The sequence below is a fragment of the Amycolatopsis alba DSM 44262 genome (assembly GCF_000384215.1).
GTDB lineage: Bacteria > Actinomycetota > Actinomycetes > Mycobacteriales > Pseudonocardiaceae > Amycolatopsis > Amycolatopsis alba.
On the sequence record NZ_KB913032.1, the window covers coordinates 1,161,462 to 1,174,946 of the forward strand.

The window sequence follows — 13,485 nt, forward strand, 5'->3', positions numbered from 1 at the left end:
TTCGTGATCCCGGCGACCGGGACCGCGGTCAGGCCTTGGCGACCGCCACGGTCACCTTGGTGCCCTCCCCGACCGTCCCGGCCGAGCCGTCGGCGACGTCGCCATAGGCCACCGAAGTCGCCAGCGTCTCCGAAGCGATGAACTCCTCGTGCGTCTTCGCGGCCGTGACCACGTCTTCCGGCGCGTCGACCGTCAGCGCGATCCGGTCGGCGACGTCCAGCCCGGCGTCACGGCGGGCCTGCTGCACGACCCGGACCAGGTCGCGAGCCAGTCCCTCGGCCGCCAGCTCGTCGGTCACCTCGGTGTCGAGCAGCACCAGTCCGGCACCGCCGGGCAGTTCCGCGGCCGCGCCACCGCCCTTGGCGACCAGACGCCGGTCGTACTCGCCTTCGACGAGCTCGATCCCGGCGGCCACGACGGCGCCGCTCTCCGACGTCGTCCACTCGCCCGCCTTGACGGCCTTGATCACCGTCTGGACGTCCTTGCCCAGCCGCGGCCCGGCGGCGCGGGCGTTCACCGCGACCTCGAAACCGCCGTGGGCGGCGACGTCCGCGGTCAGCTCGACGGACTTGACGTTGACCTCGTCGCGCAGGATGTCGGTGAACTCGCGCAGCGAGTCGGCCTCGTGCGCGGCGACGACCAGCTTGGCCAGCGGCAGCCGCACCCGCAGCTTGTTCGCCTTCCGCAGCGAAAGCGCCGACGACGCAACCTGGCGCACCCGGTCCATCGCCGTCACCAGCGCCGCGTCGGCCGGCAGGTCGAGCGCGTTCGGCCAGTCGGCCAGGTGCACCGAACGGCCGCCGGTCAGCCCGCGCCAGACGACCTCGGTGGTCAGCGGCAGCAGCGGCGCCACCACCCGCGACGTCACCTCGAGCACGGTGTGCAGGGTGTCGATCGCGTCCTGCTCGCCCGCCCAGAACCGGTCGCGCGACCGGCGCACGTACCAGTTCGTCAGCACTTCGAGGAAGTCACGGACGGTCGAACAGGCACCGGCGACGTCGTAGGTGTCGAGCGCGTGCTCGACGTCGGTCACCAGTTCGTGCGTCTTCGCCAGTACGTACCGGTCGAGGACATGCTTCGAATCCGTGCGCCACTTGCCTTCCACGCCCTCGGCGTTCGCGTAGAGCGCGAGGAAGTAGTACGAGTTCCACAGCGGCAGCACGGCCTGGCGGACGGCGTCGCGGATGCCCTTGTCGGTGACGACCAGGTTCCCGCCGCGCAGGATCGGGCTCGCCATCAGGTACCAGCGCATCGCGTCGGAACCGTCGCGGTCGAAGACCTCGTTGACGTCCGGGTAGTTGCGCAGCGACTTGGACATCTTCTGGCCGTCCGAGCCGAGCACGATCCCGTGCGAGACGCAGGTGCGGAACGCGGGCCGGTCGAAAAGCGCGGTCGCCAGCACGTGCAGCAGGTAGAACCAGCCGCGTGTCTGCCCGATGTACTCGACGATGAAGTCGCCGGGGTAGTGATGCTCGAACCACTCGGTGTTCTCGAACGGGTAGTGCACCTGGGCGTAGGGCATCGAGCCCGAGTCGAACCAGACGTCGAACACGTCCTCGATCCGGCGCATGGTGGACTTCCCGGTCGGGTCGTCCGGGTTGGGCCGGGTCAGCTCGTCGATGAAGGGCCGGTGCAGGTTCTCCAGGCGGACACCGAAGTCGCGCTCGAGTTCGTCGAGCGAGCCGTAGACGTCCGTGCGCGGGTACGCCGGGTCGTCCGACTGCCACACCGGGATCGGCGTGCCGAAGTACCGGTTGCGGGAGACCGACCAGTCGCGGGCGTTCTCCAGCCACTTGCCGAACTGGCCGTCCTTGACGTTCTCCGGGTACCAGGTGATCTGCTGGTTCAGCTCGATCATCCGGTCCTTGAACTCGGTCACCGCGACGAACCACGACGAGACGGCGCGGTAGATCAGCGGGTTCCGGCAGCGCCAGCAGTGCGGGTACGGGTGCTCGTAGGTCTCGTGGCGCAGCAGTACCGCGCCCTGACGGCCGGCGGAACCGGTGCCGTTCTTGAGGTCCTTGATGATGTTCGGGTTGGCGTCGAACACCTGCTGTCCCGCGTAGTCCGGGACGGTCGCGTCGAACTTGCCCTGCGCGTCGACCGGGGTGACCGGGACGATGCCCACCGCGTCGGTGACGGCCTTGTCCTCTTCACCGTAGGCGGGCGCGATGTGGACGACACCGGTGCCGTCCTCGGTGGTGACGTAGTCCGCGGACAGCACGCGGTGCGCGTTCTCGTGTCCGGCGAAGTACGGGAACGGTGGGGCGTAACGGGTTCCGAGCAGTTCGGTGCCGGTGTAGTGCCCGACGACCGTCGGCTCCTCACCGAGCTCGCGAGCGTACGAGGCGACGCGCGCCTCGGCGAGCAGGAACCGCTTGCCCTCTTGCGCCTCGGACTCCACCACGACGTAGCGGACGTCGGGGTGCACCGCGGTCGCGAGGTTGGACGGCAGCGTCCACGGGGTCGTGGTCCAGATCAGCAGGTAGGTGCCGTCGAGCTCGTTGTCGTTGCCCTCCAAGCGGAAACCGACCGTCACGGCCGGGTCCTGACGGCTGGCGTAGACGTCGTCGTCCATGCGCAGCTCGTGGTTGGACAGCGGGGTCTCGTCGCGCCAGCAGTAGGGCAGGACGCGGTAGCCCTCGTAGACCAGGCCCTTGTCCCACAGCTGCTTGAACGCCCAGAGGACCGACTCCATGTAGGACAGGTCGAGCGTCTTGTAGTCGTTGTCGAAGTCGACCCAGCGGGCCTGGCGGGTGACGTAGTCCTGCCATTCGCCGGTGTAGCGCAGCACGGACTCGCGGCAGGCGTCGTTGAAGACGTCGATGCCCATCGCGTCGATCTCGGACTTCTCGGTGATCCCGAGCTGGCGCATGGCCTCGAGTTCGGCGGGCAGGCCGTGGGTGTCCCAGCCGAAGCGGCGCTCGACGCGCTTGCCTTTCATGGTCTGGTAACGCGGCACCAGGTCCTTCACGTACCCGGTGAGCAGGTGACCGTAGTGCGGGAGACCGTTGGCGAACGGCGGGCCGTCGTAGAAGACGTACTCGTTCGACCCGTTGACGCCGGGGTCGCGGGCGTCGATGGAGGCCTGGAAGGTCCGATCGGATTCCCAGTACGCGAGGACGCGCTTTTCCGACTCGGGGAACGAAGGCTGGGACGGGACGCCGGTCTCGCCGTCCATCTGTGCCTTGGGATACATCTTCGGTGCTCCTCAGATCCGACACTGCTCGTCTCGTACGGGCTTTCACCCACACGGGGACGAGACGGCCGTTTCCGGCGCGTTCCGCGGTACCACCCCGCTTGCCCGGCCGGTGGTGTTCCGGCTGGGCCGCTCATTCGACGGCTGTGACGGGCCGTACCCGTCCGGTTCTACTGAGGGTGTGGGCCCTGTTCTTCCGGAGGCTCCCCGGTGATCGCCGGATCGGTGCCAGATGATTCAAGGGTAGCGCGCGGCGGCAACCGGGTTATCCGGGGACCTGGTTCCGTTCGGGTCCGGGCTGTTGCCCGGCGACGTGTTCTCGGAGCTTGTCGAGAATGTCGAGCAGATCGCCGCGTTCGGTCTCGCTGAGGATCGAGAAAGTGCGTTCGGCGTGCGCGTCGTGGAGACCCTTGATCTCACCGAGATGCTCGTGCCCCTTGGGCGTGATCTCGAGCCGGATGGACCGGCGGTCGTCCGGATCGGCGGACCGCCGCAGCAGTCCTTCGTCTTCGAGCCCGTCGACCAGGGACGTGATGGACCTGCCGGTGACGCCGAGGCGGCCCTTGAGCTCGCCCATGCGCATCGAACCCGCTTCGTCGACGGCGAGCATCAGCAGTACCCGCGACGTCGACCAACCGCGCTGGACGTAGGGCTGTCCGGCAAAGCGCCGCAACGCGTGCGTCGTGCGCATCAGCGCTTCGGCCAGCTCGGCCCCCGACGGATTTCCACTTGACACCGGACCAGCATACGGTCAAACCTGATAGTAACAATTGAAACTATCCGAAATGTAAGTTATCTGGGGGCATCTGGTGGGAACGAAGACCGGCCTGTGGCGGGGCCGCGACTACAGACTTCAACTGGCCGGAGCGGTGATCTCGGTGCTCGGCTCGTCGGCGGCGCCGGTCGCGACGGCGTTCGCGATCCTCGACGCGGGAGGTTCTGGCACCGCGGTCGGCCTGGTGTCGGCATCGGGTGTAGTGCCGGCGGTGCTGTTCTTTCTGATCGGCGGTGTCGTGGCCGACCGGCTGCCCCGGCACCTGGTCATCGTCGCCGCGAATCTGGTGAGCGCGGTCGCGCAGGCGTCGTTCGCGCTGGTGGTGTTCACGCATTCGGCGCGGGTGTGGGAACTGATGCTGTTCGCCGCGCTCAACGGGCTGGCCATCGCGTTCCGGATGCCCGCCACCGAAGGGCTGCTGATGCGCAGCGTGGACCCGGAGCAGGCCAGCAAGGCGTTCGCCCTGTTCCGGACCGGGCTCAACGGCGCGCAGGTCGCCGGGGCCGCGCTCGGCGGTCTGCTGGTGTCCGCCTTCGGCCCCGGTTCGGTGCTCGCCCTCGACGCCGCCACGTTCCTCATCGCCGGCGGCTTGAGCACGCGGATGCGGGCCGAAGGGCGGCTTCGCAAACGTGCGGGTCTCGTCGCCGAACTACGGGAAGGGTGGCGTGAATTCGCCGGCCGCCGGTGGTTGTGGAGCGTGGTGGCGCAGTTCGCGGTCGTCAACGCGCTCGGCGTCGGCGCCTTCGCCGTCCTCGGGCCGCTCGCCGCGGACCGGCACTTGGACGGTGCACGGGACTGGGGTTTCGTGCTTTCGTGCGACGCGGCCGGCATGATCCTCGGCGGTTTGCTGATGGTGCGACTGCGCCCGCGACGGCTGCTGGCTTCCGGCGTTCCCGCGGCCATGCTGCTCGCGTTGCCGACGGCGGCTTTCGCGGCGGACGCGTCCTTGCCGGTGCTCTGCGCGGCCGCCCTGATCGCCGGAATCGGCGTGGAGATCTTCAGCGTCAACTGGATGACCACGCTCAGACAGGAGATCCCGCACGACAAGTTCTCGCGGATTGCGGCCTTCGAAGCGCTCGGTTCCTTCGGTCTCGCCCCGGCAGGCGCCGCGACCGCAGGCCCCGCCGCGGACCGCCTCGGTCTCGAACGGACGTTGTGGTGCGCGACCGGCGCGATCGTGGCCGCTAGCGTGCTGGTGCTCTCCCTTCCGGACGTGCGGAAGCTGCGCCGGGCCCCGGCGGCGGGCGGTGATCCTCGGCGATGAGTTGCACCAGCCCGGCCCAGGCGGCTTCGCCGTCCGTGTGGATCGCGCGCACTTTGAAACGTCCTTTCGGGATGTCGACGCGGGCTTCCGCCGGTGTCCCGCCCGCGGGGAACTCGACGCCCAGCTCCGCACCGGCGGTCACGGAGTCGATGAGGACCGCGGGACCGTCGGCCTCCCAATGCCCGCAGTCCTCCCACGGGGTTGCGGGGTCGGCGAGGAGCCGCTCACCCTCGGAAACCAGCTCGGCCTCGGAATCCGCTGCCAGCCACCGGAGGAACGCGCGGTGCTCCGGGAGATAGCAGGTGGTCGCCGGTTCGTCGCCGAGGACGAGCCCCTGCGCCTCGCCGATGGGAATGGCGGCCGCGAGGGCGTTCACCGCACAGGCACGGTCGTAGTCATCCTCGCCTCCTTCGATGCTTCCCTTCCAGTGCGCCAAGGCGGACACGGGCACGACGATGAGCGGGCCGCCGAGGGATTCGACCCAGGCTTGAGTCTGTGTGACAGTCACGGTCGGCAGTGTGCCTCGGGGGTCCGACATTTTCGGGGGAATGGCCGGTGGCGAGCCCGCAGACGTGTAGGCCGTTATACGGCTCTTTGTTCTCCACAGGTCGGCCTATGTTCTGAGGTGCATGGTGTTGCGTCTGGGTTGGCCGGTGGGGTCGAGGTAGGCGGGTGCGGTGAATTCGGGGAGTCCGTCTTGGGCGATCTGGACTTTCCATTCGCTGCGGTGGATCAGCCGATGATGCTTGGTGCACAGGAGCACTAAATTGTCGATTTTGGTTTCGCCGTGGTGCCGCCAGAAAACAATATGGTGCGCCGTGCACCGTGGCACCGGCATATCGCAGCCGGGGAACGCGCAGCCGCCATCACGAAGGGTCAAGGCGTATTTCTGGGCCAGGGACACGGTGCGTTTCGACCGGCCGATGTCCAGGGGTTCGCCTGCTGTACCGAGAACGCCGGGGCGGACGCGGGCGTCGCAGGCGAGGATGCGGGCGTCGGTGGCGCTGATGGGCCCGACCAGATCCAGATGCGCTTCACCCAGATCATTGATCAGGTCCTCGTACGACATGGTGACGAGAATGTGGGTGGCTTCCCCGGCCTGACCGGGCAAGTTCCGGCTGGTGGTCTTTAGCCGCACATAGTCGGTGAAGGCATCCCCGTAGCGTTCGTCCTGGGTGCGGGAGTCCCGGACTCCGTCGATGGCCTTATGCGGTTTGGCCATCGGGTCAAGGTCGGACTTCAACCGCGCATACGTTTCGAGGTCGAGAGTGCCCTTCAGTCCGAGGGTGCCGTCGCGGTGCTTGACGAAACGTAGCTCCGGTCGAACATCTTTGGGGTCGTCGTTGCGGGGCTCTTTCCCGTCGGGGTCGAGCTCGTCCAGCAGCCGCCGCCCGGCTTGCGCGATCGTCCGGGGCCCGGCGTGACGGGCCAAGTCGACCAGGATCTTCTCCCCGCCCCGCACGTCCTCTTCCGGGACGGTGGAGGGGATGCGGGCGAGGGTTTTGATGATCGCGTCGATCTGGCTGCCGCCGATCGCGCCTTCCGCGGAAGCAGCAGCAGTCAACGGCGCCAAAGGCGGCACAGGGTCACCGCCAATGGACGGGCCGGGATACAGGGCCAGGACCCGGTCGGCCCGATCGTCGGCTTCCTTCGCGGTGACACGGAAATCCTCATAGATCATCGACGCCAGCGTCGAATGACCCGAGCAGCCGCGAACACCGCGGATGTTGATCTCCGCCAGGATCGCGTTCTGCTCCGCATCCAGCTGCCGCTTGAGGACTTCGAGTTCCTGCTTACGGGCATGCAGCGTCGCGGTGTCGGCACGCCACCACTCGGTGGGTGTCGTCGGGGATGTGCTGTCGCTGGCCACAAGATCAATAGTACACCGATTCGAACACCTGTGCTATCAACCGAATGGATAGGTGATTCCAGCCGAAGGAAAGAGGCGCGAGTGATAAAGATGGCTAGAACCACCATTACCACTCACGACCACCTACCCAGCGCAACCCAACAGACAGGCACTGTTGCGAAAGCCACTTTCGCAACGATGAAGGTTGCGAAAGTGGCTTTCGCAACGCGTTCCGGCAGAGTCGCGGAACCGCGCGCCCGACGAGCAACCTCCAGGGGCTCGTGAGTGGCAAGACGGTTCTAACCATCCTTACCACTCACGAGAAGCGGACCGAGGCCTCACCCGCCCCACCGAACCCGCAGCGCACCCAAGGGCCCGACTTGCCGTCCCCGCCACCGCCTCTAGGTTGACGGGTATGTCGATCTACGGGGCCCGATGAAAGGGCCCGGACTCCTTGTCGTCCTGCTGGTGGTCCTCGGCGGCGTCAGCGGGCTCGGGTTCCTGCTGGGACTGGGCAACGCGGCCGTCCTGGCGGCCCTCACCGCGCTTTTCTGCCTCATGGCGGCCGTCGGCGGTCCGCTGTGGGCGGATCTGCGGCTGCTGGCGTGGTTCGCGCCCGCGTTGATCCTGGCCGTCGGGGTGCCGCGGCTGCTGGGGGCGGTGTCGCAGTGGGCGGCGATCGGGTTGCTGGTGGTGGTCGTGGTCGTCGCCGGAATGCTGCCCGTGCTCGGCGCGCGATTCGTCACGGTCGGGCTGGGGCTCGGGATGGCGTCGCTGTTCGGGTACGGCTTCCAGTTGACGGGGACGGCGTCGGCGGGGCAGATCCTGGGCGCTCCCGCGCTCGCGGTGGGCGTCGTGCTCCTGCTGCGGATCCTGATGGGCGTGCGGGATCCGGCCAAGCAGACCCGTGAGGCACTGGCGGACGCACTCATCGAGGGGACGCAGGAGCGCGCGGCGAAGCTGTGGCTCGCGGACCGGCCCCGGCGCTGGACGGCGAGTGTACTCGGCGGGACGTTCCGCTACCGCGCGGCGACAGGGTTGCTGGAGATCCGCCGGAAGCGGCTGAACCACGACGAAATCGGCGAAACGCTCGACGCCGCAAAGGAAGAAGCCACCAGGATCGCCGAGGCGGTCAGAAGCGCAACAGCACCGAAAGACGTCGAGCCGGTGCGACGCATGGAACCCACCGGGCTGCCCGGCGCCACGGCCAGGCTCGTCACCGCGCTCTGGGACGCTCTCGAAACCATCCGGACCGCGGCGACCGAACGCGACGAGTCGCGTGTGGACGTTCCCAAGGGGCTCCGGAAGGAACTGCGCCGGATCGAATTGAGTGGCGCGTTTTCCTGGCAGTCACCGCAGTTCCGGCACGCGCTCCGGTGCGGGATCGGGGTGGCATTGGCGCTCGTGGTCGCGAGCTTCCGGCCCGGCGACCCGCTCACCGTGTCCTTCCTGCTCGGCACTTTCGCCATCATGCAGCCGGAATGGCGGGACAGCCTCAGCAAGGCCTGGCAGCGCATCGGCGGCTCGCTCGGCGGCGCCGTCGTGCTCACTCTTGTCCTTTGGCTTCTGCCGCAAGGGTTTCTGCTGCCGATCGGGCTGGTCGCGCTGCTGGGCGGGTTCTCGTTCATGCAGACGCGTCCGGCGATGTTCAACGGCTGCATGGTCCTGATGTCGGTCGGCATGAACGCGACCACCAGACATCTCGATCCGCGTTACGTGCTCGTCGAGTACCTGCTCCTGATGGTCCTCGCCGGCGCCATCGCCCTGCTGTTCGGGTTCGCCGCGATCCCCTGCGTGCCGAAGCCCGGTCCGGCGGAACGGTTCGAGAGCGCGATCGGCGCCACCAAGGCACTGCTCGGCTCGGTGGGACGGAAACTGCGCGGCGAAGACGTCGACCCGCGGACGCTCGGCCGTGAGTTCCGTGCCGCCACTGTCGCGCACCACGGCCTGCTCACCGCGGAGCCGGGCACGAAAGAACCAGCGCCCGGACAGCGGGACGCGCTGGAGAACGCCGCAGAAGCCTTGCGCGGCCTGTCCGTCACGGCGTCTTCGCTCTTGTTGCTGTCCGGCCCCGCCGACGTCGCGGATGCCGTCGACGAGGCGGCACGCGCGCTCGGAAGCGAAGAGGCCGCCGAGATCCCGGTGCCGCAGGACGCCGACGAAGAACAGCGCCTGGTGCTCGACACGATCGCCGCCGACCTGGTCGCCGTCGGCGAAGCGGCTCAAGCGCTCAAGAACGCCTAGCTGTCCGTCTTGGTCTTGTCGCGGTGCTGCCCGGCGATCTCGGCGTCGGGCGTGCACAGCCCGCACGGGGTGAACCCGAGCTGCCGGGCCTCACCGATACCGAGCGGGATGGTGTCCCGCGCTTCGAGCCACGTGCAAGATGTCACGTGATAGCGCGGGTACTCGTCGACGACGACGACCTCGGTCTCGAGTTCGGAGACGATCGCCACATCCGCGGGATCGCTCTGCTCCTCGCCGGGATCGCCGTTGCGCTGAGGCTCCTGAGCCTCTTCCGTGTCGTCGAGTTCGCCGGCGGCGGGTATCAAGGCCGTCTGCTCGGCGTCCTCGGATTTTTTCTCTTCGTCCGCGTCGCTCTCTTCGGCCGGATCCGAATCATCGGAGTCTTCCGGCTCTTCGGGCTCCTCGGAAGCCTCGGCCGCGCGCTTCTTCCGACGGCGCAGCCAGTCGAAGACGAGCAGCAACCCGGCGACGACGGAGAGACCGATGGAGATCCAAGCCCACAGGGAGTTCGCGGTGATGAGCGCCGCGACGAGCAGCCCCAGAGCCGCCAGTACCAGTACCAGGACGATGTAGAGCACGGTGAATTACAACACGAGCAACAAGCGAAACGGCCCCGACCCTCCGGAGAGTGCCGAGGCCGTTCCACTGTGTAGAAATCAGCCAGCTTCGGCGCGGGGGCCGAACGAGTAGCCCTGTCCGCCGCCCGAGGACGACGCCGGCTGCCCCGAATTCGTCGAGGACGCCGACGCGGGAGCGGCCGAACCACGGTCGTCGAGCTCACGCAGCTGGGACTCGAGGAATCCGCGCAACCTCGTGCGGTACTCCCGCTCGATCGTGCGCAGCTCTTCGATCTTCTTGCCCAGCGAGCCCTTCTCCGCGTTCATGTTGTTCATGGTCTCGGTGTACTTGCGCTGAGCCTCGCGCTCCATGGTCGTCGCCTTGTCGCGCGCCTGGCGCTCCAAGGTCTCGGCACGGGTCCGCGCGTCGTTCAGCATGGTCTCGGCGCGGGTGCGCGCCTCGTTCACCATCGAGTCCGACTTCGACCGCGCGTCCGACAGCAGCTGCTCGGACTTGGTCCGGGCCTCGGCGAGCATGCCGTCCGACTCGGTCTTGGCCTCGGCGGTGAGCCGGTCGGCCATTTCCTGCGCCAGTCCGAGCACCTTCGCGGCCTGGACGTTGGGCTCCCCGTTGTCCGGCACCATCGAATGGGCCTGGGTCTGCTCCATCGCCGACTGCGGCGGCGGCACCGGCGCCAGGCGACGCGACGGCTCGTCGCGCACCTGTGGCGGCGGGCCGACCGCTCCCGCCTTGGCGTTTTCGAGCTCTCCACGGGTGGTCTCAAGCTCGTTGTCGAGCTGTTCGACCTGCTGCCGCAGCTCGTTGTTGTCCTCGATCAACCGGGCAAGCTCGGTCTCCACCAGGTCGAGGAACGCGTCCACCTCGTCCTCGTTGTAGCCCCTTTTGCCTATGGGCGGCTTGCTGAACGCGACGTTGTGCACGTCAGCGGGGGTCAACGACATCAGATCACCTCACGCACTCCATGGCCTGCAGGTCCACCGGGGCTTCCCCGAAAATCACCCTGGCGTTGCCAGCTGCATCGCGAAGAACACAACCAACAGCAGCACCATAATCGATAAGTCCAGTCCGACGCCGCCGATTCGCACGGTCGGGATGATTCGTCTGAACAGACGAACCGGTGGGTCGGTCACTGTGTAGATGGTCTCGAGCGTTACCGCAACCCCTCCGGCAGGACGCCACTCGCGAGCGAAAGCACGCACGAGTTCGACGACGATCCGTGCCGTCAGCAGGAGCCAGAAGGCGAACAGCACGTACCAGACGACCAGCAACACAGCATTCACGTAACCACTCTGCCATGCCCCGCGTCAAAAGACGCAGTTGACGGGCACGAGATGCCGATGAGTCGACAAAATCACATCCGGCTGCGCTCAGCGGTCACCGGGTGATCAGCCGCGCAGGAATAATCCGCCTTCGGCAATCCGCCGACGGTCCTCCGCGGTGACGTCCACATCGGGCGGTGAGAGAAGGAACACCTTGTTGGTGACCTTGTCCATCGATCCGCGCAACGCGAAAGCGAGCCCCGCGGCGAAGTCGACGAGACGCTTCGCGTCCGCGTTCTCCATCTCCGTGAGGTTCATGATCACCGGGATGCCTTCCCGGTAGTGCTCCCCGATCGCGCGCGCCTCGGCGTAGCTCGTCGGGTGCAGTGTGGTGATCCGGCTCAACGGGTCACGCACCGCGGCACGCACCGGCTCGGTGACCGGACGAAGCCGCGCGACCGGCTCCGGCTGGCGGTCGATCGCCAATGCCCCGTGGACGGCAGGCTCCGGACTGGGCACGGAGCGTGACCGGGGCCGGGGCGCAGGCTCGTCATAAGTGTCATCGACGTCCCGGTAACGTCCTCCCCGTGACCGGGACGGCGGCTCGTCGTCGTAGTCGTACTCGTCGTCGGCATATTCCTTTGAGGCGTAACCTCGCCGGTAGTCCTCTTCGACGTCATAGCCGTCTTCGTCCGCGGGCACCATCCCGAAGTAGGCCTTCAGCTTCTGCAGCGCGCTCATGCCTCTCCCTAGCCTTAGCCGCGTCCCGCACGTACTCCCCCGCCCTCGCCGCCACTCCCCGTAACGACGAGACGGTATTCCCTAAGGCGAGGCTAAACCGCGCCCACCGAGCAACGCGGTTCCGACACGCACACAGGTCGAGCCGTGCGCGATCGCCTGCTCGAGATCATTGCTCATTCCGGCGGAGATCTCACGGGCATTTGGGTGATCCTCCCGTAGACGCTCCGACGCGCGAGCCAGCTTCTCGAACGCCTCTGCGGGGTCTATACCCAGCGGAGCCACCGCCATAAGCCCTCGGAGGCGTATATCACCCACATGGGCTATCCGCTCCGCCAACTGGCCCAGTTCGCTCACCCGAGTGCCCCCGCGCTTCGGATCGTCATCGAGACTTACTTGAATGAGGACGTCCAACGGGTGATCGCGTTGCCCGGAATCGAGCGCCGACCTGGTCGCTTTTCCCAGCGCGTCGGCCAGGCGCTCGGAGTCGACGGACTGGACCTCGTCGGCCCAGCGCACGACCGATTTGGCCTTGTTCCGCTGCAGACTGCCGACCATATGCCAGCGGATCCGGGCGTCCGGGCGCAGACCGGCGACTTCTTCGGCCTTCGCCCCCGCCTCTTGATCGCGGTTCTCGGCGAGGTCGAGCGCGCCGAGATCGGCGAGCAGCGCGGCGTCGAGTGCCGGGAAGGTCTTGGTGACCGCGAGCAGTTTGACCTCGTCGCGCGCCCGGCCCGCGGCCTTGCATGCGGCGCCGATCCGCTCTTCGACTTCGGCGAGGGAAGCGGCAAGCTCCCCCTTACGGGCGTCACTCACGACGCGTCCAGCCACGTGATTCCGGCGATCCGGCCGGTGGTGCCGTCGCGACGGAAACTGAACAAGGTCTTGTCTTCGTTGGTACAGCGCGGATCGACGCCGATCTTGCCGACGCCGAGGTCGGCCAGCTGGCGCCAGAGGCCGGCGCGCAAGTCGAGTCCCGGCGTGCCTTTGCGGGTTTTGCAGGCGCTGCCGGGCACGTGCTTCTCGACGTCGGCGGCCATGTCGGCGGGGACTTCGTAGCAGTCGCCGCAGATCGCGGGGCCGAGCAGCGCTTCGGTCCGGCCCGGTTCGGCGCCGAGCGAGCGCATCGCCTCGATCGCGGCGGGGACGACACCGATCCTGGCGCCGACGCGGCCCGCGTGGACGGCGGCGACGACACCGGCTTCGGCGTCGGCCAGCATCAGGGGCACGCAGTCGGCGACGAGCACTACGAGCGCGAGGCCCGCCTGGGCCGTCACGAGCGCGTCGGTCGCTTCGGCGGCGGAGGTTTCGGATCCGTCGACGACGGTGGCGGTCCGGCCGTGGACCTGTTCCATCCACGCCAGCCTGTCTTCGGTGAGGCCGAGTTCGGCGGCGAGGCGTTTGCGGTTCGCGTAGACGTCGCCCGCGTCGTCACCGACGTGATCACCGAGGTTGAAGGTGTCGTAAGGCGGCTGGGAAGCCCCGCCCGCCCTTGTCGTGACAACTCGCCGTACCCGCACGAATTCCTCCTAGACCTGAGTGAAGGCCCCCTCGACTGTAGTCAAGGAGGCCTTCACG

12 protein-coding genes are annotated in these 13,485 nt (G+C 67.7%); 2 read left to right on the top strand and 10 right to left on the bottom strand.

Annotated elements, in window-relative coordinates; genetic code table 11:
• Positions 1 to 28 precede the first annotated feature (28 nt).
• Both ileS and AMYAL_RS45705 read right to left on the bottom strand, forming a co-directional pair.
• Positions 29 to 3,199: an isoleucine--tRNA ligase gene (ileS, locus tag AMYAL_RS0105300; protein ID WP_020630275.1), complete on the bottom strand. Its 3,171-nt coding sequence runs from the start codon at positions 3,197 to 3,199 to the stop codon at positions 29 to 31.
• A 265-nt stretch (positions 3,200 to 3,464) separates the two neighbouring features.
• Positions 3,465 to 3,935 (bottom strand): MarR family winged helix-turn-helix transcriptional regulator, encoded by a 471-nt coding sequence (locus AMYAL_RS45705; RefSeq protein ID WP_245192803.1) that lies wholly within the window; start codon positions 3,933 to 3,935, stop codon positions 3,465 to 3,467.
• A gap of 73 nt (positions 3,936 to 4,008) precedes the next feature.
• On the opposite strand from AMYAL_RS45705, the gene AMYAL_RS0105310 reads away from it, so the two are divergent.
• The gene (locus AMYAL_RS0105310; RefSeq protein ID WP_020630277.1) at positions 4,009 to 5,238 is read left to right on the top strand and encodes an MFS transporter; all 1,230 of its coding nucleotides are present in this window, start codon (positions 4,009 to 4,011) and stop codon (positions 5,236 to 5,238) included.
• On the opposite strand, the gene AMYAL_RS0105315 is transcribed toward AMYAL_RS0105310, so the two are convergent.
• On the bottom strand, positions 5,159 to 5,746 hold the full coding sequence (locus AMYAL_RS0105315; RefSeq protein ID WP_020630278.1) for an Imm21 family immunity protein: 588 nt from the start codon (positions 5,744 to 5,746) through the stop codon (positions 5,159 to 5,161). The two genes, AMYAL_RS0105310 and AMYAL_RS0105315, sit on opposite strands and share 80 nt — an antisense overlap.
• A gap of 105 nt (positions 5,747 to 5,851) precedes the next feature.
• Positions 5,852 to 7,108 carry an HNH endonuclease signature motif containing protein gene (locus AMYAL_RS0105320; RefSeq protein ID WP_020630279.1) on the bottom strand — a complete coding sequence of 419 codons (1,257 nt, stop codon included), beginning with the start codon at positions 7,106 to 7,108 and terminating at the stop codon, positions 5,852 to 5,854.
• Between the two features lie 414 nt (positions 7,109 to 7,522).
• Between AMYAL_RS0105320 and AMYAL_RS0105325 the strand changes: the two genes are divergently transcribed.
• A complete protein-coding gene (locus AMYAL_RS0105325) occupies positions 7,523 to 9,331 on the top strand; it encodes an FUSC family protein (protein WP_020630280.1) in 1,809 nt (602 codons plus the stop codon).
• On the opposite strand, the gene AMYAL_RS0105330 is transcribed toward AMYAL_RS0105325, so the two are convergent.
• The 6 genes from AMYAL_RS0105330 to pgeF form a co-directional block, all read right to left on the bottom strand.
• Complete coding sequence (locus AMYAL_RS0105330) at positions 9,328 to 9,909, bottom strand: hypothetical protein (protein WP_020630281.1); 582 nt, start codon at positions 9,907 to 9,909, stop codon at positions 9,328 to 9,330. The two genes, AMYAL_RS0105325 and AMYAL_RS0105330, sit on opposite strands and share 4 nt — an antisense overlap.
• Before the next feature lie 78 nt (positions 9,910 to 9,987).
• Positions 9,988 to 10,851, bottom strand: coding sequence for a DivIVA-like cell division protein Wag31 (wag31, locus tag AMYAL_RS0105335; RefSeq protein ID WP_005155178.1), 864 nt, complete (start codon positions 10,849 to 10,851; stop codon positions 9,988 to 9,990).
• Positions 10,852 to 10,905: 54 nt separating this feature from the next.
• Positions 10,906 to 11,181, bottom strand: coding sequence for a YggT family protein (locus AMYAL_RS0105340; protein ID WP_005155180.1), 276 nt, complete (start codon positions 11,179 to 11,181; stop codon positions 10,906 to 10,908).
• A gap of 114 nt (positions 11,182 to 11,295) precedes the next feature.
• Positions 11,296 to 11,910, bottom strand: coding sequence for a cell division protein SepF (locus AMYAL_RS0105345; RefSeq protein WP_020630282.1), 615 nt, complete (start codon positions 11,908 to 11,910; stop codon positions 11,296 to 11,298).
• An 81-nt stretch (positions 11,911 to 11,991) separates the two neighbouring features.
• A complete protein-coding gene (locus AMYAL_RS0105350) occupies positions 11,992 to 12,723 on the bottom strand; it encodes a YggS family pyridoxal phosphate-dependent enzyme (RefSeq protein WP_020630283.1) in 732 nt (243 codons plus the stop codon).
• Positions 12,720 to 13,427, bottom strand: a complete 708-nt coding sequence (gene pgeF, locus AMYAL_RS0105355) for a peptidoglycan editing factor PgeF (protein WP_020630284.1) — start codon at positions 13,425 to 13,427, stop codon at positions 12,720 to 12,722. The genes AMYAL_RS0105350 and pgeF overlap by 4 nt, the downstream gene beginning before the upstream one ends.
• Positions 13,428 to 13,485 lie beyond the last annotated feature (58 nt).